The organism is Anaerotignum lactatifermentans (assembly GCF_016902535.1).
Classification (GTDB): domain Bacteria; phylum Bacillota; class Clostridia; order Lachnospirales; family Anaerotignaceae; genus Anaerotignum; species Anaerotignum lactatifermentans_A.
The window spans coordinates 1-19,166 of the sequence record NZ_JACSNY010000014.1; the positions used below are offsets into that span (position 1 = coordinate 1).

The following is a 19,166-nucleotide window of genomic DNA, read 5'->3' on the forward strand; positions in this document are numbered from 1 at the left end:
AATCCTCATCATAATAATTTTTTTTAGTCATAAAGATACCTCCTTTTGGTGTCTAACATTATGGTACATCTGTTTATAAATCGTGTCTACTTATTTAATATAGATCCACGAGGGTTGCAAAAAGAAACAAGATTGTGTACATCATGGAGGATTTGGAAGGCAGCCAGTGGGTAAATACCATGGAAGCCATATATCGGCTAGAGGGATTACCCAAAATGACAAGTGACGATTTTTTGAATTTACTGGGAGTTCCGGAAAACAAGAAAGATAAATGGGAAAGAGGAGATAGGATCGACCTAGAAGGACTAACAAAACAGGACAGAGTGGCAGAGCGAGAACTGACAGCGGACCCAGCGGGGATTTCTATCGTTTACAACAATATGCTGCTGACGCCATTTTATGTCTCGGATGGGATCGTTTGGATGGATGAGGAACTGTTGGAACCGATACGAAGAATGGATAGCCAATATCTGCGTTTTTTCCTGCGTGGCCAAAAGGGCAGAAGAATGATAGCGGTAAAAGATGGCCTGATATTGGTAGCTGTTATCGCGGCGGTGAAAATGTCAGAGGATCTAGCGGAAAAAATAGAAACGATGTGGCGGCAGTGCGTAATGGAGAGTAATCGGGAAGGAGTGTGGATGTATGAAAACAGTGACGATGATTTTTGTTTCGGAGAAAGGACAGAAAACAATACAGCAGAGCCCGCAGATGCTGGACATGGCGGCGAGGATTGAGGCCGTAGGCGGCGTGGATATTGTGCCCATGCATCCTATCAGCGAGAGGGTATTTCTTGCCTATGACGCCCAGAAGAACCCGGACGGGCCTATGTATGACGGCTGGGAAGGGGAGCAAAAGCTGATCTACGGAAAGGGGCTGCTGTTTCGTATGGTCGGCATGATGGTGAAGGATCTGACGGCGGAGGACATAGAAAAGACAAAAGACGCCGTCCGGATCATCGGCGTACAGATAGAGCTGGGAGGGGACAAGAAATGAAATACGAGAAATGTGAAAAGTGCGGCGCCCATCTGGATCATGGGGAGCGGTGTGATTGTGAGAAAGAGAAAGAACTGGAGGCGCTGCTGGTACCGGCCAAAGGGAAGATACAGCGAATCCGAATCAAGGACAGCTTGGCGGAATGGCAGAAGGCGGTGGGCGGATACATAGAGACGGTGACCATGGCGGAGGGCGTTGTCCTGATCTGCAACAAAGAGGGAAAGCTGCTGGATCTGCCCGTCAACGAGCATCTGTGCCAGATCAACGGGGATTTCCTGCTGGCGGGGGTGCGGGGAGACGGATTCGTCAGTCTGACCCGGAAGCAGATGGAGCAGCTGGAAAGATTATTCGCATAAAAAAACAAGGCTGTCCTTCCCCCTTTTGGGGGAGGCGCAGCCCGTTTAAAGTGTGAATCTCATGCAGGAAAAGTATACCAGAAAACAGCGGAAATATCAAGGGGCGGCGGTCCCTTTCGCTCCTTGATAATGAAATTAACATAAGGGCCATGTCCCTGAAATCATAGAGGGACACCGGAATTTATAATCATGCAGAAAAGGAAAAGGTGAATCCATGCCAAGATATATCAAAAGAATATGGGCGGGGGACGTATACGAAGCGAAGGAATATTTCTCTCCCAGAGAACGAGGGATCAGCTGTGAGCGGGCGGCGGCGGAAAATGTGTCCCCGGAGAAAATGGCGGAATACAACTGTCTGGAGGCCAGAAGGAAATGCGCCCGCATGGTCAACGCCAATTTCCGGCAGGGCGATTTATTTTTGACACTGACCTTCCGGGAGCGGGCAGGCGTAGAAACGGCCCTGCGGTTATTCCGAAATTTTATCAGCCGATTAAAACGGCTGCGGAAAAGAAAGGGCTATGCGGAGCTGAAATATCTCTATGTGGTGGAGAGCCGGCGGAAGCGGGAGCATATCCATGTGCTCATCAACAAAATGGATCTGTCCATGAAAGAGCTTTCGGAGGTCTGGGGCCTGGGCCGGGTCATGGTATCTATCCTGGAGCCTGGCGGGGACTATACAGGACTGGCCTATTACATCACAAAGGAAAACTACAAGGAATACGGGAAGCGGTGGAGCGGCAGCCGGAATCTGGAGAAACCGAAGGTGAAGGTCACGCTGGTTTCGGAGGAAAAGAAAACAAAGCGGCTGCGGATACCAAAGAATTACAAGATCATTGAGGAAGTGCAGTATTTCTCGGAAATCACAGGACACACGAGATACATAAGAGCGGTGAGGATCGGAGGCGAGGACTATGGCAGCGGAAAAGAAAGGGAGCCACACATGGAGCATACTGACGGGGAAGGATAAGCGGTGCTTTGTGACCGGGAGGACAAGCGGTTTACAGAAGCATCATATTTTCTACGGCAGAGGCCGCCGGGAGATCTCCGACAAAAACGGGTTCTGGGTATGGCTGACGGCGGAGGAACATCTGGCGGGATTGGGCGGACTGCACGCTCATCCAGGGAAGGGGCTGGATCTTGTGCTGAAATGCATTTGCCAGCGGAAATACGAGGAAAAATACGGCCGGGAGGAATGGATGAAGATACTGGGACAGAATTATATCCAGCTGGATCGGGAAGAAGCGGAGGAACGGCAGGAAGAAATGGAGGCCATGACACAGGAGCGGGGCCGGAGGGCCTACGAGGACTATGCCATGGATACATACGGGACAATTCCGGAAAATGGCTGCTGGCTCTGCCAGTACGAGGCACAGTTCCGGGTGAGCCGGGAACAGATGGTCTGTGTACACGGAAAGGAGGATGGGTTTTGGCTGGAAGAATTAGAGGACGCCTTTGTGGATTGGTGATTGATGTTTGGGTGTGGTGGAAGAGAAGGGAACTGCCGTTTTGAAGGAGGGAGAAGGGATGAAACCAATTTTATTTAACACCGAAATGACGATTGCCATTCTGGAAGAAAGAAAAAAAGAAACACGGAGAGTGATCAAATCTCAGCCAGAAGGAAAGCTGTTGCACGTGACCGGTTATAAATGCGACGAATGGTGGGAAATAAGGGAGACTGAAAAGGGAGAAGAGAGGATTAAAATAAAGGCGCCATTTCAAGAAGGGGATATTTTGTGGGTAAGAGAGACATGGCAATATGCCTATGAGCTGGATGGGAACGATCAGATAATTGAAGAAACCGGGAAATATTACTATGCTGCTGATGCAAAAAAAGATAGTCATGTATTTAGCACATGGTTAAACCCGGATGGGACACATAGAGACAGCATGCCTTGGAGACCTTCTATCCATATGCCCAAAGAGGCTGCTCGGATTTTCTTGAAAGTATGTAATGTATATGCGCAAAGATTACAAGATTGCAGTAATGGGGAAATAGAAAACGAAGGTGCCAAAAGCAGAGACGAGTTTGCGTATCTTTGGGATAAAACGATTAAGCCCACAGATATAGAGCGTTTTGGATGGCAAGCAAATCCTCTAGTTTGGGTAATACAGTTTGAGAGAATCGAAAAGGAAGAAGCACGAAAAGAAAACAGCACGTGCGGACAGGAGGGAGAATATGACAGCAAGCAGTAATATTTGTCCCTGCATGGGCTGTGATGCCGACCGTCACCCGGGATGCCATGACAGCTGCGGAAGGTATCGGGGCTGGAAGGACCAGCGGAGGCAGGAGACGCGGGAGAAAAAAGAAAAAATGCTGGCGGGATGGGAAGCGGACGCGAGGAAGCGGTATGCCATCCGTCAGGGGCAGAGGAGGAAGCGGATTTGAATAAAGTGGTATTGCTGGGCAGGCTGACAAAGGACCCGGAGATAAGATACGCCGAAGGGGAAAATTCTGTGGCGGTAGGAAGGTATACGCTGGCCGTGAACAGACGATGGAAGCGGGAAGGCGAGACAGAAGCGGATTTTATCCCCTGCGTGGTGTTTGGAAAGGCGGCCAGCTTTGCGGAGAAGTATTTCTCCAAAGGGCAGATGATCGGCATTGTTGGGCGTTTGCAGGTACGCAGCTGGACGGATCGGGACGGAAACAAGAAAAGCAAAATGGAAGTCGTGATAGAGGAACAGCATTTCGCCGGAAGTAAGAACGAGAACCAAGAGCCAAGAAGAGAACCGGCGGAGGATGGGTTTTACCTCATAGAAGATATCGAGGATGATGATCTGCCGTTTTGAAGGAGGGAGGATATGAAACAAATAAATTTACAGGAAGAATTGATTGTTGATAATTTTGCCGGCGGCGGGGGAGTGAGAGACCGGGCGAAGGTCGGAGAGGCCTTCTGGGTCGTAGTGGAGCACTTCTATACGCCGAAGGGAAGCCGCCTTTGCGAGAAGGAGTATTGCGTGTGCAGAGCGGAGGTCCAAAAACTGCTACCGAAATGGGATGAGATGGTCCTTCATGGGCCTGGCCCAGACGGATACCGGCAGTTGCACTACTACAAGAACAAGGACATCGGAAGGAAGGTGTTCCGAACACCGAGGGAAGCTGCCCTTTATGCCCTTGAGCTTACCGAGAAGAATGACCGGGTGTGGGCCGAAATGATGGGAGAAAAGCCCATGCGGCGCACCTGGGAAATATATCTGGAGGAGGATGCGAATGTATAACTACTACACCTGCAAGGTCAAATGAGAGTCAGGGCCAAAACATATGGAATACATGATTGTTTTTTGCAATTAAAATGCAAAAAAATAGGCGGAATGATGTTAGTTTGAGTTCAAAAAAACAATGAGAATAGGCATTGATACGAACAGGAAATTTCATAAAAATTGTGGGAAAAGATGATGATTTTATGCCTAAAAAATCAGATTTTCGCGTGCCAAAAAGACAATTGTCCAAATGGCATGCGTTTGGCATTTTCCGATAGGCTATTTTCCTTGAAAAATTAAGGCTTTTTAGGATTACTTCAAAATTTAGAAAATCCGCCTATAGAAAAGTGGGGTTTTGACCATTATTTTTCACTAAAAAAATCTGGAAGGATAATTGACAAGAAAAAGAACCGGAAAGGGGATAGGAGGCTATGAAAAATTTCGATAAAGAACTTAGCCGGAATGGAAGCGGGTACAGTGACCCAACAGCAGCAACGGCTCTTCGGACCATATACAAAAAAGAAAAAGAAATTGACCGCAACGCAATGAGATTGATTGGTTTGATTAAAGATATGCTGCGTATCTGTGATTTTGAGCTAATTGAAAAAGTGAAAATCCGCCATAAGCCAAGTGGGAGGGAATATAAATGAGCAACAATGAAAAGAAAAAATATTTACGCCGGTACTTAGATGCAAAAAGAAGAGCGAATTTATTACAGGAACAAATTGAATCATTGCGTGAAAACAAAACAAGTCCATCCGGAACACTTGATGGCATGCCACATGGAAGCGGGACATCTGATCTGTCTGGATATGCTGCCCGATTGGATGAACTGCTGCGGGAGCTGGAAACGGAAAGAGAAATGCAGATGATTACATATCATGAGATTTGGAATCAAGTGAAAAAAATTCCAAATGCAACAGAGCAGGAAGTGCTGACCAGAAGATATCTCATTGGTCAGAGCTGGGAGAAGATTGCCGTAGAAATGCATTACAGCTATCGTCAAATTATTAGAATTCATGGTGCAGCATTACAGCATTTTTCTTGGTGACCATAGGATGGCACACAATGTCACATATCAATGTGGTATGATGTATCATGGAATAAAAACAGACAAAAGACTGCATAAGCGGTCTTTTTCTTTTTGTCTGGGAATTCCGGGAAGGAGGTAAATCCATGTTAAGGTCATGTCCTTATTGCGGTCGGATCCATGACAAAAAATATATCTGTTCCAAAAAACCAATTCGAAAGAAATACGGAACAGAACAAAACCGTTTTCGGTCCAAGAATGTTTGGACAAAAAAAGCGAAAGAAATAAAAGAAAGAGATATGTTTTTGTGCCAAATTTGCATGAAAAAACTATTTGATACAGTCCGGCAGTTTAACAGCCAAGAATTAGAAGTTCACCACATTGTTCCGCTGGCAGATGACTATGATCTGCGTCTGGAAAATGAGAACCTGATTACCCTTTGCGTGCGACACCATAAAATGGCTGACGCAGGGATAATTCCTGAACCTTTGCTGCTGGAGATTGCCAGAGAAAATGAGGAGAATGGATGCCAAGTCGTGGCAGATATCCCGCCCTAGGGGTAAGGTCTGAAAAATCTAGAGCCTCTTAGACCACGAGGCCTCCTTTCTTCACAAAAAATTCCCAAAATGAAAACGAAATGAAAATGGCAGAAAGGAGGGGGTAACATGGGCAGACCATCAAAACCGTATGCGGTGTTGGCACAAGAGAAAAAAAGCCATCGTACAAAAGCAGAAATGGACGCTCGAAAAAAGGGTGAAGCTGCGTTTGCCACTGGTGAAACGTTGAAAGAGAAACCAGAGACTAGGCAGAATCTGACTGCCCATAAGGAATTTCTTAGATTGAAAAAAATATTGATGAGCATCAACAAATGGGATGCCATCTACGAGAATGTGATCAACCGCTACTGCCTCCTTTATGCGGAGTGTTTTGAGTTTGAAGGAAAACGGGAGCAGTTCTTTCGGGATCTATGCAGTCTGGATGAAGAAAAGGAAGAACTGATCGACAGCGGGATGTCCATCAGCGCATTTTATAAGCTGAAAAATCAGATACAGAAAAACATCATTGACCTGGACAAACAGGTTCAGGCAAAAAGAAAGATGCTGATGGATATTGAGAAAGAAAATATTATGACCATTGCGTCTGCCCTGCGGAATGTGCCCAAAAAAGAAGAAACACCAACGAATCCGCTGCTGGAGGTATTGAAAGGTGGTTGAAAAAACAAAGGCGTATCAATACGCATTATGGTGCATACAGCCAGAAAACAGCAAGGTGGGGCGTTATATCAAAAAACAGGCGGAACAATGGCTGGAAATAGCTGACGGAAAGAGCAAAGAAGCCTTTGTAGATGAAAAGGCAGTGGAAAAGATATCGAATTTGCTCAAGATTATGATTCACCCGGATTTGCTTTGCCCAATGGCAGACGGTATGGAAGATTACGCCTGGTTTTTGATTATTGCTGTGCTCTGTACGAAAAAGTATGACAGCAAAGGGCGAGATATCCGATATTACACAACGGCAGTGCTTGAAATCTGCAGAAAAAATTTCAAAACGTTTTATTCGGCAGTTATATTTATCTTGCTGATGCTGACAGAACCGCCTTTTTCCAGATTCTTTTCCGTTGCGCCGGATTTGAAATTGTCGTCAGAGCTTAAGCTGAGCATCAGGAAAATCATAAAGTGCAGCCCTGCCATTGCGGATGAGAGTGTTTTCAAAATTCTGCGCAGTGAGATCCGCTGTAAATTGACGGACAGCGAGTATACCCCTTTGGCATATTCGGAAGACAGGATGGATGGTAAACTGGCAAATGCTTTTCTGGCGGATGAAGCGGGAGCCATGGACAGCTATCCGGTGGAAGCAATGAGGTCTTCCCAGATCACGCTGATCAATAAGCTGGGCATTATCATCAGTACCCAGTACCCAAACGAAGATAACGTCATGATTGACGAAATTGACATATCAAAAAAGGTGCTGGATGGTCTGCATAACAGAAAAAGGCGTTTTTCTTTGCTCTATGAGCCAAACGATGAATTTCTACAAAATGATTTATGGCAGACGGAAGATCTGGTCATTTACCAGAGCAATCCTGTAGCTGTAAACAACGAAGATGTTTTTGAAAATCTGCTTGAGAAGCGGGAATACGCAATTCTTTATGAGAATAAGCGGGAGAACTACCTCTGTAAGCACAATAACATCCGCTACAAAGGACTGGGAACAGAAGGGTATATTGATATCACCAAGGTCAGACAGTGCTGTGTGGAGGGGGATAAAGCATTTTGGAAGGGGCGTAGAGTTTGGGTCGGACTGGATCTATCCCAGACAGACGATAATACATCTGTGGCAATGGTGACCTATGACGAAAAAACTGGGAAAATCTATGCAAAAGTGTGGGGCTTTATCCCCAAAGAAAGAATTGTCATCAAAAGCAAAAAAGAAGGTGTCAATTATAAAAAACTCATTGCCGCCGGTGAGTGTTTCTCCTGCGGCGAGGAGGTCATTGATTACAGCTTTGTGGAACGCTTTATCCTGTCCCTGCCGGAGGAATACGGCGTTATAGTGGAACAGGTAGGGTATGACCGATACAACGCTCTATCGACCGTACAGAAGCTGGAAAACGATGATAAAAACCCGTTGGAGTGTGTGGAAATCATCCAGCACAGCAAAACACTGCACAGACCTACAAAACTGCTGCGGGAGTATATCCTCAACAAATTGTTTTGTTACGAACAAAACCTGATGCTGGAAATCAATTTCCAGAACGCCAGATGCACCGAGGACACCAATTTGAATAAGTATGTCAACAAGAAACGATCATCCGGGAAAGTGGACATGGTCGTATCACTGATTAACGCCATCTACCTTCTGCAGGATGCGGTGCTGCTCGGTGAGGATAGTTGGGGCGCGCAAATCATATAAGAAGGGGGTGAGAAATTGGGATTTTTGGAACGTATGAAAGATTTTTTTGGAATCACAGAGGACAGGGCAGAGGGAAGCCCAATGGTAACTGCAGAAGAAAGCCTTTTGCAGGCACTGATCGGAGAATCAAACATCAATAAAAAAACAGTGCTCCAGATTCCAACGGTAAAAGGCTGTATTGAAAAGATTGCTGGTACCGTCTGCCGCTTGCCCATACGCATGTATCAGGTGGTGGATGGAGAGGTTCAGGAAATCAAAGACGATTATCGGCTGCGGCTGCTCAACGCTGATCCGGGAGATACCCTTAACAGCGATGAGTTTTGGCGTGCTTTGATAGAAGACTACTATCTGGGCAAAGGCGGGTATGTCTATATCAACAGAGAAGGGCTGGAAATCAAAAGCCTGCACTATGTGAAAGAAGAAGATGTTTCCATTGTGATAAATGCAGATCCGATATTTAAGGATTATGACATCATGGTCAATGGACGGACATATCTGCCCCATGAATTTTTCAAGATCCACCGCAGAGCCAGGGATGGCGCTTCTTCTCTGCCTATCTGGCAGGAAAATCCGCTGATTTTTGGCGTGGCTTATAATTCTTTGGTATTTGAAGAAAATCTGGTGAAAAAAGGCGGCAATAAGAAAGGTTTTATAGAGGCAGAAAACAGGCTCGACAAAGAGTCCATAGACGCCATCAGAAACGCATGGCGGAAAGTATACAGCAACGACACGGAAAATGTCGTGGTGCTGAACAAAGGGGCGAAGTTCAAGGAAAGCTCTAACACCTCTGTGGAAATGCAGCTCAACGAAAACAAGGAAAGCAACGGAGAGGAAATCTGCAAAATTTTCGGATTTCCTTCCAGCATTTTGACCGGCGGGGCAACCAACAACGACAGAAAGGAATATATCGACGCAGTGATGGGATTGCTGAACACCATCGAAACGGCGCTGGACAGGGACCTTCTTCTGGAACGGGAGAAAGGGTCCTTTTATTTTGCCTTCGATACAAAGGAAATCACCAGAGGGGATTTGAAGGAACGCTATGAAGCCTATGGCATTGCGGTTCAAAATAACATCATGCAAATTGATGAAGTACGAGCCAGAGAAGATATGCCGCCATTGGGATTCAACTGGGTAAAGATCGGCTTGAATGATGTGCTGGTCGATCCAAAAACAGGAACCATCTATACGCCGAACACAAATAAGGTCATGGATTTTTCAAACGTGAAGGGAGGTGAGAAGCATGAGGATTGAAGTCAGAGCAGATAACACAGTACGGATTGAAGGATATGTCAATGTGGTAGAGCGTGAGAGCCGCCCGGTGATTACACCTAGAGGGAAAGTGATTGAGCGGGTGGAAAGCGGCGTATTCCGCAAGGCATTGGAATCTGGAACAGATATCCCAATGACCATCGATCATAATCGGGAGCGGGTCATTACAAGAACAGGTGACGGATCATTGACACTGAAAGAAGATGCCATTGGTCTGAAGGCAGAAACCGTTACATCCGATGCGGAAGTGGTAAAGGCAGCCCGTGAAAAACTGATCAAAGGATGGAGCTTTGGCATGAAAAATGTGATCGATTCTTTGGAAGAACGTGAGGGGAAATTGCCCTTACGTCATATCAGAGGAATCACACTGGATCATGTCACACTGGTTATTCACCGAAATTCTTGCTATAGCGCCACCAGCGTAGAGGTGCGGGCAGAGGGGGAGGAAGAAATCGAAGAAAGATCTATGGCCGGTGAAATTACGATGCAGATTGAAGCGGAAAAGAAGAAACCGGACTACACCAAACTGGAAGAAAGACTGAAAAAGCTGAAAGGAGAATGAACATGAGTTTTTTGAAAAAATTACAGGAGAACAGAGACGAAAAGGTTCAGGAAATGGAAACACTGGTAAATTCCGCGAAAACGGAAGAAAGAGCCATGAACCAGGAGGAGCTGGAAAAGTTTGAAAATCTGGAAAAAGAAATCAAACAGATTGACAGCACCATTGCGGCGGAAGAAAGAGCCAGAAAAGAAAAAGGGTTCAAGATCAAAGAGGCTGAAAAAGAGCCTACGGCGGAAGCGCTGGAAGAAAGAGCGTTCTGTAATTATATCCTGAATAAGGTGGAAGAACGTGCAGGCGAAAAGAACCTGACTATGGGAGATAACGGCGCCATCATCCCCACAACTATTGCGAACCGCATCATCAAGGAAGTAAAAGACAGATGCCCGATTCTGGAAAAAGCAACGATTTATAACGTAAAAGGGACTTTGAAGATTCCCGTATGGGGCAAAAATGAAAGCCATGATATCAAGGTGGCTTTCAGTGAGGAATTCAAAGCCCTGACAGCAGATTCCGGGAAGTTTGTTTCTGTTGACTTGGGTGGCTTCCTGGCGGGTGCATTGACATTGATCGGAGAATCTTTGGAAAACAATGGGGCATTTAGCGTGGTGGACTTTGTTGTCAGCCAGATGGCGGAAGAAATTGCTATTTTCCTGGAAGGAAAGCTGCTTAACGGGGAAAGCGGAAAAAATGAAGGGGCGCTGGCAACTACCAATGTATTGGTTGCGGCAGCGGCAACAGCCATTACAACAGATGAACTGATTGCGCTTCAGGCAAAAGTAAAACAGGTGTATCAGAAAGATGCCTGCTGGACCATGCATCCGGATACTTTTGTGGTGCTGAAGCAGTTGAAAGACGGAAACGGAAGATACCTTCTGCAGGACGATATTTCCGGCGAATTCCCTTACAAGATGCTGGGAAAACCTGTGTACATTTCTGACAATATGCCCCAGATTGCGGCGGATGCCAATGCTATCCTTTACGGTGATTACAGTGGATTGTCCGTAAACATGCGGGAAAACATCGAAATCAAGGTTCTGCGTGAAAAATACGCGGATATGCACGCAATCGGTATCCTTTCCTGGTTGGAATTTGACAGCAAAGTATCCAACCATCAGAAACTGGCTGTGCTGAAAATGAAATCTGCCTGAGCGGAAGGGAGGATATGAATATGTGGGTGAAAGCGGTAAAAAGTTTTGGCGGGAAAGTATCTATGAGACAGGGACAGGAGATGGAACTGGAAGAAAATGATACGTTGAAAGATCTGCTGGAAGCAGGATATGTAACAAAAATCATGGGTCAGGTACAGACGGAACCTGATAAAGGCAAGGAAAAAAGTGTGGAAAACCAGAATTCCAATGCAGACGACAGCGAAGATCAGGGGAGGGACGAAGCGGAACGGAAAGCCGGTTATCTGGATGAAGCGGATCTGGAAGAAATGTCAGCGGCAGACCTGAAAAAACTGGCAAAGGAAATGGGTATTTCTACTGCCGGCACGAAAAAAGAAATCATTCAGCGGATGATCGAGGTTGAAGTGGAAATTGGCCCAGAGGCAGAGGGTGACGCTTGTGAAAATCAGTGAGCTGACCTTGGAGGATGTGAAATTGTATTGCCGTGCAGAGGGTGAAGCGGAAGAGGACATCCTCTTTGCAGCCATTATGGACGCGGGCAAACAGTACATCCAAAGTCAAACGGGTATGAGCGAGGAGGAGATCGATACAAAAGCAGATCTCACCCTTGCTTTTTTAATGCTTGCGGCGGATATGTACGAAAACCGCACCTATACCATTCTGACATCCGGGAAAACACCGAATATCAATCCAGCGGCATCGGCAATCATCAACCAATACTGCCGCATCATTTTGTAAGGGGGGAGCTGAATGCAGCCAGGAGAACTGCGAAACCGTATTGAAATCCAGCGTCTGACAAAAACGCAGGGGATTTACGGTGATACAAAAATTTGTTTCCTGCCGCTGAAAAAAGTGTGGGCGAAGGTAAACGGTCTGCACGGAAAGGAATATTGGGAAGCAAAGGAATACGGCGTGGAAAGGACTGTTGAATTTGTGATCCGGTATTCCGCTTGCCGGGACCTGACGGAAAAAGACAGGATCTTATTTCGAGGGGCTTTTTTCAATATATCCTCTATCGACAACGTGATGTATCGAAATGAGTATCTCAAAATCAAGGCCACAGCTGATATCACGGAAAGGGGGAACCGAGATGGAGCAAAGCCTGAAAGATTTGGACAAGGCGTTTGAAGCAATGTTAAAAAACTTTCCGGATGCAAGGCGTGAACTTGTTGAAAACGCAGGAGAAAAAATGCAGCGGAAGGTACTGCAGAATATATCCACTACAACAAAAGAGGTCACAGGGCACTTGCTGGAAGGCGTGACATTAGCTGTTGGCAGCGGCGGCGGGTATGCGGCTGTGCGTAATGATGCCAAAATTGCACCTCATGCCCACCTTGTGGAGGAGGGGCACAATCTGGTGCGAGGCGGTCCTCTAAAAGTACCGAAAAAAGAGCTGCAAAGAACCAATCCAAGAAGTACAGGCGCCGTAGTAGGCTGGGTACCGGGGAAACATATGTACCGAAACGCCATGAATGACCTGGAAGATGAGTTAATTGGTGACGCAGAGGAAATGGTGGAAAAATTGGTGGGTGATTTGTTTTGACAGGAAGAAAAGAGATTCTTCAGGCATTGAAAAATGAATTTGCAAAATGTGTTCCGGAAGCGGAGCATTATTTTGGAAAGATAGGGGAAGGATATACCCCTCCTGCTTTTCTGTATTTGCCAAGTTTTAATCAAGAAAGCAGGCATAACGCTTTTTTTCAAGATACAAACAGAGAAGTACAGATTATTTATTTTGGAAAAACGGATGGTTACGGCACAACGGATTTTGATGAAAAAATGGAAATCGAAGAAAAGGTGACTGCATTTTTGAACACATTTCTTTTGCAGGTAGGAGAGAGGACACTTCTTTTCACCTATGAAACGCAAGAAGCAGATGAACAGCTTTCTTTTTATGTGCGATTCCAGTACCAGGAGGATGCGCCGTTTGCCAAGTTCAAGGAAGAAGAAAATATGGATGCAGCGGAAAACGTGCAATTTACAGAAAGGGTGAAATAAATGGGATTACCCAATATTTTAATTGAGTTTAAGAGTAAAGCCTCTACTGCAATTAAACGTGGCGAAAGAGGTATTGTAGCAGTGATGCTTATTGAAGCGGAGATGGATGCAGGCGTAACGAAGGTGGAAGACATCACCCAGATTCCAGAAGGGCTGACAGAAGACAATAAAGCATACTTGGAACGTGCTTTTTATGGCGGCAGTATGCCTGTAAAATATGTGCAGGTCATTTTAACAGACACAGTAGAAAATGGTCTGAAATTTTTAGAGGTGACGAAATTTGACTATTTTGTGGCGCCTCCAACCGTAACGCCGGAAGAAGTCACCAAAATTATCACTTTTATCAAGACATTGCGGGACAACAAGGGAATTAAAGTAAAAGCAGTTCTGCCCAATGCCGAAGCAGACCATGAAGGCATTATCAATTTCACTACATCAGACATCAAGGTGGGAGAAAAAACATACAGTGCGGCGGAATATTGCTCTCGCATGGCAAGCTTGCTGGCAGGTACTCCACTTTCTGTCAGTGCAACATACTATCCGCTTTCTGAGGTGGATGATGTGCCTAAATTTACCAAGTCCGAATTGGATGAAAAGATTAACGGCGGCGAGCTGGTGATTTTCCATGATGGAGAGAAAGTGAAGGTTGCTCGTGCAGTCAACAGTCTAGTGACAGTAGGGCAAACAAAAAGCGAAGATTATAAGTCCATCAAAATTGTAGACATCATGGATATGATCTATACCGATATCAAAACCACCTGCGAGGATGTTTATATCGGTAAATTCGCAAACAGCTACGACAATAAATGTTTGCTGATCATTTCTATACAGGCATATCTGGAAGCACTGCGGGATGAAGAATTGCTGGACCAAAATATTGTAACAGGAATCGATCTGGAAACCCAGAGTAATTACCTGAAAGGCAAGGGGATTGACACTTCGGAAATGACAGAACAGGAGATTAAAGAAGCAAATACAGGAACAAATGTATTTTTGACTTCATCCTATAAAATCCTGAATGCCATCGAGGATATTTCCGTGAAATTCTATATTTAAGGGGGGAGAAGTATGGGACAGTTTGATGAAAGGAGAGCCATAAACGGTACCTTTGGACAAGTTTTTTTGGAAGGCGAGTTGGTTAGGGAAGCAACCGCACTAAAGGCAGAGGTACAGATGCAGTTTATGGACGTGCCTATGTGCGGGGATCTGGCAAAACACCAGAAATTCAGCGGCATGGAGTGCAACGGCAATATTACCATGACGAAAATCAACAGCCGTATGGCAATTTTGATTTCTGATATGATCAAAGCCGGAAAAACGCCTACATTTACCATCATGAGTAAATTGGCAGATCCAGATTCTTGGGGAGCGGAACGAGTGGTTTTGAAAGGCGTTCAGTTCTCAACGCTGATTTTGGCAGACTGGGCGACAAAGAAACTTGGCGAGGTAAGTCAGCCATTTACATTTACAGACTGGGATCTGCTGGATGTTATTGAACCAAAATAAAGGAGGAAGTAATCAGATGAGTATTTTAGATAAACTGCTGGAAACAGATTTGGAAAAGCTGCAGAACAAGGAAAAGAAAACCTATGAGGTCAAACGACTGTCTGAAATTTTGGGAGAGCCATTTTTGGTGACCTGCAAACCGTTGACACAGGAACAGGTTGCCCATATTGGGGAAATCAGTAAAAATGACATGGATATGCATATGAACACAATTTTGGAATGCTGCGAAGTGGAAGGAAAACCTTTCAGCCATGAATCATTTACATCAAAGTTTGGGACGCCATCGGGAAAAGAGGTTGTAGAAAAAATGTTTCGTGCTGGTGAGGTTTGGGCACTTTACAGTGTGGTAAACAAAATGTCAGGGTATGGGAATAATGTGTTGGAAGAAGTAAAAAACTGATTCGGGGCGGAGATGCCAGAGCTACTATTATGTATCGAGCATGGGTACAGTTTGGCATTCTGCCCTCCCAAAGTTATGCTATGACGGATGGGGAATTGATCACACTCATGGCTTTCATGGATTTTGAAATGGCAAGATGATTGATGATGTGTCGCCTTTTGTGATAATATGAGGAAAATATGATCGTGAAGAGGCGGTGCAGACATGGGATTTTTTGATAAATTATTTCGCAGAAAAAAGGTCATGCAGGAGAAGAAAATATTTTTAGAAAGAGAGGACAGTCAACTATCCCAAATAGCGACTACGGAAAAACAAAGAGGAATGGTCATTGTGAACCATTTGAGTGTGGATGATGCTGTGGCAGAGAGACTTCTTGAAAGAGTGATTGCTTTTGATGTGGAAACGACAGGTTTGTCAGCAAAAAGCAACCGTATCATAGAAATCGGAGCGGTTCTGTTTGAAAACGGAGAAGAGAGCAAGCGATATAGTACGCTTGTTGATGCAGGGGTAAATGTCCCGCCAACTGTTACAGCAATCAACCATATCACAAATGAAATGCTTCTGAAAGCACCGAGAGAAAAATTTGTTTATCCTGAATTTTTGGCATTCTTGGGTGATGCCTTGGAAGGAAAGACGATGTTGTGCGCCCACAATGCGAGATTCGATATGGACTTTTTGTCGGAAACATTGATGCGGTTGGGATATGATGCAACGATTTCCTGTGTGGATACCCTTGCGTTATCCAGAAAGATGTTGAAATTGCGCAGTAATAAGCTGAATACAGTGGCACAATATTTTGGGATTGAAAACGAACAGGCTCACCACGCTGTTGCTGATGCAGAGGTCTGCGGGAAAATACTGCAGGAACTGCTTAAGCTAAAAAAAGAGCAGCAGAAGCAATATATGCAATATCTGGAAGAAAGCAGCCTTGATGAGGAAGAAATGGAAACGTGTGCATACATTCAGAAGATTATTGCAGATCACGAAGGTGACTTAGAATTCCTTGGCTTTTCAAAAAATAAAAAAGGTTATATAGATGTTATCTTCATATCCAGCGTTTTCAAAATTAAATTCATGAAGAAGAGAAAGTATATCCTTGCAGAAAAAAGATTCTTCCAAAATTCAGACTTAGAAATAGAACCTTGTTCAAAAACGGAGGGAACTGAAGCATATGTTCGTGTTTTCTTTCAAAATCCTTTCCAGTTGGAAAACGTGGCAGAAAGTATCTGGCACATCTACAAAGAACATTATGACAAGGAGATGTACAGCCTTGCAATGGGATACCTTACAAGGGAGGATGCCGTTTGTATAATAAAATCTTTGCATACGCTTTCGGTTTATGATGTGGCGAAATTGCTGCAGAGAGCATCTGAACGTGAAGAAGAAAGATTATGGAAAGAGAAAGAAACGGAAAGAATTGCTGCCGAACAGCAAAAGGAAAGGGAGAAGAAAGCGGAAGAGAAGAAGAAAGCAAAAGAGGAGAAGAAAGCAAAAGAGGAGAAGAAAGCGGAAGAAAAGAAAAACGTATCAGCAGGAAGAAAATCATTAGGCAGACCAGTCTTGCAAATGACGGATGATCTGGTGATCGTTGCAAGATACGAAAGTATTGCTGAAGCTATCAGAGAAACGGGGATCAATTCCAAAAGTATTCGTGATGCAGCCAAAGGTGTACAAAAACATGCTGGTGGATATGTTTGGAAATATGAAGACGAACAGCAATTATAAAAAGAACAGCTTTTTGCAGAAAGAATTTTCGGACTGCAAAAGGCTGTTTTTATATTTCAAAAAGGGGGTGAAGACTTGTCAAAAGATGTCAGCATTGTATTCAAAGCATCTGACGGGCTATCTGAGAGCCTGAAGCAAATGAGGAAGAATGTAAACAGTCTTTCCAATGATGTGACAGAATACAGAAAAATACAGGATCAGGCATTCCAGAAGAAAACCGAAATAAAATTTGACATTGTCCAAGCCAAAAAAGACCTGAAAGACCTGACAAAAGCTGTGCAGGACAATGTGGATGGAGCAAAGGAAGCCTTCATGGACAAACAGCTTGCGTTAGAAAAGCTGAATGAAGAATACAAGCGTCTGTCGCAGGTTGCAAAAGAGGCAGGGAAAGCAGAGCGGGATTTGGCAGCGGATATGAGCCGTACCAGCAATGCCAATGCAGGGAGAGGCTCTTCTGCATCATTAGGGGGACTTATGAGTGGTCTTGTTTCTGCAGGATTGGGCAGCATGATCGGATCGGCGGCACAAAACTATGTGAATACAACGATTACATCTGTTTTTGGACAGAATACCGGAGGAATGATTAGTGGAGTCGTTGGAAGCGGAATTCAGGGCGCAGCCATAGGAAGTATTGCGGGACCAGTTGGTGCAGCGGTGGGGGCCGCGGTCGGCGGATTGACCGGAGCAATAAACGGATTAGCGGAAAAACAGACCAGAGAGGATGATTATTTCCGCAGCGAGGTTCAGAGTTTGCATAGTAGTGCCATAAATGAAATGAATTCTGCACTGGAAAGAAGCAGCGTGTATGCATCTGAAAGAGAAGATTACCAACGCAACTATGCCAGTATGACAGATGATGCCACCGGCGCCAAATTATATCAGGCAATCCAAGAATATGGGGATAAGACGCCATATGATACTTCTGTGATGCTTGCAAAGGGTATGGAAATGCTGTCTTATGGCATCGAAAAGGAAAAAATCATGGATTACACAGACATGATCGGGAATATTGCCATGGGTAACGCCAATAAATTTTCGGGTCTTTCTTACGCTATTGCGCAGTCAATGGGTGCTGGCGTACTTAACGGCCAGGACCGTAATCAGATGGTTGGCTGGGGTTTTGATCCGTTGGAATATGTGGCAAAAAACGAAGGCATCACAAAAGCGGCGGCAAAAGATATGATGAGCGCCGGTGAAATTACTGCGGATATGCTGGAAGATGCAATGCGTACTGCCACCAGTGAGGGAGAACGTTTCCATGATGCTGTCAATGCCATGAGTGATACATTTTCTGGTTTGCAGGGACAGTTGGAAAGCGCCAAAAAAAATATTGAGATCGCCATGGGTGAAGGATACAACGAAGCCAGAAAAGAAGGTATGGCGAAGGAAATCGAAGCCTATAACGGTGAAATGGGCGAGCAGATGAAAGAAGCCTACCGAATGATAGGTGCATATGAAGCGGAAATGGAAAATCAGCATCAACAATCTATCCTTAACGCTTTGGAACAGGCAAACGAAGATATTGAAACTAAAGGTCTGGAAGGTTTGGATGCACAAAAGCGTATGTGGGAAGCCTATACACAAGCAGAAATAGAATACAAGAACAGCGAAGAATACCAAATGAAGCTACAGGCAGAAAAAGACCTGGTACAAAGCATCCAAGGCGCATTGGTGGAAAGCGGGGACTATGTCAGCTTTGGATCGGCAATGGCAAACGAATTTTCCAAAGGATGGAGTTCTGTTAGGGTAAACAATGCCGCTGAAGATATCAAATCATTGGGGGCAGGCAGTTTTTTGAATGGTCTTTTTGCGAAAACGGCATTAAAAAATGGTACTCCAGGGGGATATCCAAATGCAACTGGTTTGCCAAGGGTTCCGTATGATGGGTACCCGGCAATCCTGCATGAAGGCGAGCAGGTGCTGACCAGAGTGGAAGCAGATAAACGTGAAAACGCTGGTGGGGTACATATTGCAAAACTGGCGGACAGCATCGTGATCCGCGAAGAAGCAGATATTGACAAATTTGCGGAGAAATTTGCCAGAAAAGTCATGCTGGCGGCGGCAAGCTATACCGGCTAAAGGAGGG

Annotated in this window: 27 protein-coding genes; all 27 read left to right on the forward strand. The window is 45.1% G+C overall.

What is annotated here, in order from left to right; genetic code table 11:
• Window positions 1-143: 143 nt before the first annotated feature.
• A complete protein-coding gene (locus tag H9X84_RS10170; protein ID WP_205134296.1) occupies window positions 144-734 on the forward strand; it encodes a hypothetical protein in 591 nt (196 codons plus the stop codon).
• Entirely contained in the window at window positions 709-993 is a 285-nt protein-coding gene (locus H9X84_RS10175) for a hypothetical protein (RefSeq protein ID WP_205134295.1), read from the forward strand. The genes H9X84_RS10170 and H9X84_RS10175 overlap by 26 nt, the downstream gene beginning before the upstream one ends.
• Complete coding sequence (locus tag H9X84_RS10180; protein WP_205134294.1) at window positions 990-1,349, forward strand: DUF3846 domain-containing protein; 360 nt, start codon at window positions 990-992, stop codon at window positions 1,347-1,349. Before H9X84_RS10175 ends, H9X84_RS10180 begins: the two co-directional genes overlap by 4 nt.
• A gap of 214 nt (window positions 1,350-1,563) precedes the next feature.
• Window positions 1,564-2,316 (forward strand): rolling circle replication-associated protein, encoded by a 753-nt coding sequence (locus H9X84_RS10185; protein WP_205134293.1) that lies wholly within the window; start codon window positions 1,564-1,566, stop codon window positions 2,314-2,316.
• Window positions 2,261-2,815 (forward strand): hypothetical protein, encoded by a 555-nt coding sequence (locus H9X84_RS10190; RefSeq protein ID WP_205134292.1) that lies wholly within the window; start codon window positions 2,261-2,263, stop codon window positions 2,813-2,815. Before H9X84_RS10185 ends, H9X84_RS10190 begins: the two co-directional genes overlap by 56 nt.
• A gap of 58 nt (window positions 2,816-2,873) precedes the next feature.
• Window positions 2,874-3,542 (forward strand): hypothetical protein, encoded by a 669-nt coding sequence (locus tag H9X84_RS10195; protein WP_205134291.1) that lies wholly within the window; start codon window positions 2,874-2,876, stop codon window positions 3,540-3,542.
• Window positions 3,526-3,735: a hypothetical protein gene (locus tag H9X84_RS10200; RefSeq protein WP_205134290.1), complete on the forward strand. Its 210-nt coding sequence runs from the start codon at window positions 3,526-3,528 to the stop codon at window positions 3,733-3,735. The genes H9X84_RS10195 and H9X84_RS10200 overlap by 17 nt, the downstream gene beginning before the upstream one ends.
• A complete protein-coding gene (locus tag H9X84_RS10205) occupies window positions 3,732-4,136 on the forward strand; it encodes a single-stranded DNA-binding protein (protein ID WP_205134289.1) in 405 nt (134 codons plus the stop codon). Before H9X84_RS10200 ends, H9X84_RS10205 begins: the two co-directional genes overlap by 4 nt.
• A gap of 12 nt (window positions 4,137-4,148) precedes the next feature.
• Complete coding sequence (locus tag H9X84_RS10210) at window positions 4,149-4,565, forward strand: hypothetical protein (RefSeq protein ID WP_205134288.1); 417 nt, start codon at window positions 4,149-4,151, stop codon at window positions 4,563-4,565.
• A 413-nt stretch (window positions 4,566-4,978) separates the two neighbouring features.
• Window positions 4,979-5,197, forward strand: coding sequence for a hypothetical protein (locus H9X84_RS10215; RefSeq protein WP_205134287.1), 219 nt, complete (start codon window positions 4,979-4,981; stop codon window positions 5,195-5,197).
• Entirely contained in the window at window positions 5,194-5,598 is a 405-nt protein-coding gene (locus H9X84_RS10220) for a hypothetical protein (protein ID WP_205134286.1), read from the forward strand. Before H9X84_RS10215 ends, H9X84_RS10220 begins: the two co-directional genes overlap by 4 nt.
• A gap of 284 nt (window positions 5,599-5,882) precedes the next feature.
• On the forward strand, window positions 5,883-6,134 hold the full coding sequence (locus H9X84_RS13120) for an HNH endonuclease (protein WP_243423737.1): 252 nt from the start codon (window positions 5,883-5,885) through the stop codon (window positions 6,132-6,134).
• Between the two features lie 108 nt (window positions 6,135-6,242).
• A complete protein-coding gene (locus H9X84_RS10230) occupies window positions 6,243-6,791 on the forward strand; it encodes a hypothetical protein (RefSeq protein ID WP_205134284.1) in 549 nt (182 codons plus the stop codon).
• Window positions 6,784-8,490, forward strand: a complete 1,707-nt coding sequence (locus tag H9X84_RS10235) for a terminase TerL endonuclease subunit (RefSeq protein ID WP_205134283.1) — start codon at window positions 6,784-6,786, stop codon at window positions 8,488-8,490. Before H9X84_RS10230 ends, H9X84_RS10235 begins: the two co-directional genes overlap by 8 nt.
• An 81-nt stretch (window positions 8,491-8,571) precedes the next feature.
• Complete coding sequence (locus tag H9X84_RS10240) at window positions 8,572-9,744, forward strand: phage portal protein (protein WP_205134282.1); 1,173 nt, start codon at window positions 8,572-8,574, stop codon at window positions 9,742-9,744.
• Window positions 9,734-10,324, forward strand: a complete 591-nt coding sequence (locus H9X84_RS10245; protein ID WP_205134281.1) for an HK97 family phage prohead protease — start codon at window positions 9,734-9,736, stop codon at window positions 10,322-10,324. Before H9X84_RS10240 ends, H9X84_RS10245 begins: the two co-directional genes overlap by 11 nt.
• 2 nt (window positions 10,325-10,326) lie before the next feature.
• Window positions 10,327-11,472 carry a phage major capsid protein gene (locus H9X84_RS10250; RefSeq protein WP_205134280.1) on the forward strand — a complete coding sequence of 382 codons (1,146 nt, stop codon included), beginning with the start codon at window positions 10,327-10,329 and terminating at the stop codon, window positions 11,470-11,472.
• Between the two features lie 20 nt (window positions 11,473-11,492).
• Window positions 11,493-11,903 (forward strand): SAP domain-containing protein, encoded by a 411-nt coding sequence (locus H9X84_RS10255; RefSeq protein ID WP_205134279.1) that lies wholly within the window; start codon window positions 11,493-11,495, stop codon window positions 11,901-11,903.
• Window positions 11,890-12,189: a head-tail connector protein gene (locus tag H9X84_RS10260; RefSeq protein ID WP_205134278.1), complete on the forward strand. Its 300-nt coding sequence runs from the start codon at window positions 11,890-11,892 to the stop codon at window positions 12,187-12,189. Before H9X84_RS10255 ends, H9X84_RS10260 begins: the two co-directional genes overlap by 14 nt.
• A 12-nt stretch (window positions 12,190-12,201) precedes the next feature.
• Window positions 12,202-12,579, forward strand: coding sequence for a phage head closure protein (locus H9X84_RS10265; RefSeq protein WP_205134277.1), 378 nt, complete (start codon window positions 12,202-12,204; stop codon window positions 12,577-12,579).
• Window positions 12,542-12,994 (forward strand): HK97 gp10 family phage protein, encoded by a 453-nt coding sequence (locus H9X84_RS10270; protein ID WP_205134276.1) that lies wholly within the window; start codon window positions 12,542-12,544, stop codon window positions 12,992-12,994. The genes H9X84_RS10265 and H9X84_RS10270 overlap by 38 nt, the downstream gene beginning before the upstream one ends.
• A complete protein-coding gene (locus tag H9X84_RS10275; RefSeq protein WP_205134275.1) occupies window positions 12,991-13,449 on the forward strand; it encodes a phage tail terminator family protein in 459 nt (152 codons plus the stop codon). The genes H9X84_RS10270 and H9X84_RS10275 overlap by 4 nt, the downstream gene beginning before the upstream one ends.
• Window positions 13,450-14,505: a phage tail sheath subtilisin-like domain-containing protein gene (locus H9X84_RS10280; RefSeq protein ID WP_205134274.1), complete on the forward strand. Its 1,056-nt coding sequence runs from the start codon at window positions 13,450-13,452 to the stop codon at window positions 14,503-14,505.
• A 12-nt stretch (window positions 14,506-14,517) separates the two neighbouring features.
• Window positions 14,518-14,955 (forward strand): phage tail tube protein, encoded by a 438-nt coding sequence (locus H9X84_RS10285; protein ID WP_205134273.1) that lies wholly within the window; start codon window positions 14,518-14,520, stop codon window positions 14,953-14,955.
• Window positions 14,956-14,971: 16 nt separating this feature from the next.
• The gene (locus H9X84_RS10290) at window positions 14,972-15,355 is read left to right on the forward strand and encodes a phage tail assembly chaperone (protein WP_205134272.1); all 384 of its coding nucleotides are present in this window, start codon (window positions 14,972-14,974) and stop codon (window positions 15,353-15,355) included.
• A gap of 204 nt (window positions 15,356-15,559) precedes the next feature.
• A complete protein-coding gene (locus H9X84_RS10295) occupies window positions 15,560-17,080 on the forward strand; it encodes an exonuclease domain-containing protein (RefSeq protein WP_205134271.1) in 1,521 nt (506 codons plus the stop codon).
• A gap of 75 nt (window positions 17,081-17,155) precedes the next feature.
• The gene (locus tag H9X84_RS10300) at window positions 17,156-19,159 is read left to right on the forward strand and encodes a tape measure protein (RefSeq protein WP_205134270.1); all 2,004 of its coding nucleotides are present in this window, start codon (window positions 17,156-17,158) and stop codon (window positions 19,157-19,159) included.
• The last annotated feature ends 7 nt before the right edge of the window (window positions 19,160-19,166 follow it).

Coding starts and splice junctions, on each gene's coding strand:
- H9X84_RS10170 (WP_205134296.1), top strand. CDS start 144: ATGGAGGATTTGGAAGGCAGCCAGTGGGTAAATACCATGGAAGCCATA.
- H9X84_RS10175 (WP_205134295.1), top strand. CDS start 709: ATGCTGGACATGGCGGCGAGGATTGAGGCCGTAGGCGGCGTGGATATT.
- H9X84_RS10180 (WP_205134294.1), top strand. CDS start 990: ATGAAATACGAGAAATGTGAAAAGTGCGGCGCCCATCTGGATCATGGG.
- H9X84_RS10185 (WP_205134293.1), top strand. CDS start 1,564: ATGCCAAGATATATCAAAAGAATATGGGCGGGGGACGTATACGAAGCG.
- H9X84_RS10190 (WP_205134292.1), top strand. CDS start 2,261: ATGGCAGCGGAAAAGAAAGGGAGCCACACATGGAGCATACTGACGGGG.
- H9X84_RS10195 (WP_205134291.1), top strand. CDS start 2,874: ATGAAACCAATTTTATTTAACACCGAAATGACGATTGCCATTCTGGAA.
- H9X84_RS10200 (WP_205134290.1), top strand. CDS start 3,526: ATGACAGCAAGCAGTAATATTTGTCCCTGCATGGGCTGTGATGCCGAC.
- H9X84_RS10210 (WP_205134288.1), top strand. CDS start 4,149: ATGAAACAAATAAATTTACAGGAAGAATTGATTGTTGATAATTTTGCC.
- H9X84_RS10215 (WP_205134287.1), top strand. CDS start 4,979: ATGAAAAATTTCGATAAAGAACTTAGCCGGAATGGAAGCGGGTACAGT.
- H9X84_RS10220 (WP_205134286.1), top strand. CDS start 5,194: ATGAGCAACAATGAAAAGAAAAAATATTTACGCCGGTACTTAGATGCA.
- H9X84_RS10230 (WP_205134284.1), top strand. CDS start 6,243: ATGGGCAGACCATCAAAACCGTATGCGGTGTTGGCACAAGAGAAAAAA.
- H9X84_RS10240 (WP_205134282.1), top strand. CDS start 8,572: ATGGTAACTGCAGAAGAAAGCCTTTTGCAGGCACTGATCGGAGAATCA.
- H9X84_RS10245 (WP_205134281.1), top strand. CDS start 9,734: ATGAGGATTGAAGTCAGAGCAGATAACACAGTACGGATTGAAGGATAT.
- H9X84_RS10250 (WP_205134280.1), top strand. CDS start 10,327: ATGAGTTTTTTGAAAAAATTACAGGAGAACAGAGACGAAAAGGTTCAG.
- H9X84_RS10255 (WP_205134279.1), top strand. CDS start 11,493: ATGTGGGTGAAAGCGGTAAAAAGTTTTGGCGGGAAAGTATCTATGAGA.
- H9X84_RS10265 (WP_205134277.1), top strand. CDS start 12,202: ATGCAGCCAGGAGAACTGCGAAACCGTATTGAAATCCAGCGTCTGACA.
- H9X84_RS10270 (WP_205134276.1), top strand. CDS start 12,542: ATGGAGCAAAGCCTGAAAGATTTGGACAAGGCGTTTGAAGCAATGTTA.
- H9X84_RS10280 (WP_205134274.1), top strand. CDS start 13,450: ATGGGATTACCCAATATTTTAATTGAGTTTAAGAGTAAAGCCTCTACT.
- H9X84_RS10285 (WP_205134273.1), top strand. CDS start 14,518: ATGGGACAGTTTGATGAAAGGAGAGCCATAAACGGTACCTTTGGACAA.
- H9X84_RS10290 (WP_205134272.1), top strand. CDS start 14,972: ATGAGTATTTTAGATAAACTGCTGGAAACAGATTTGGAAAAGCTGCAG.
- H9X84_RS10295 (WP_205134271.1), top strand. CDS start 15,560: ATGGGATTTTTTGATAAATTATTTCGCAGAAAAAAGGTCATGCAGGAG.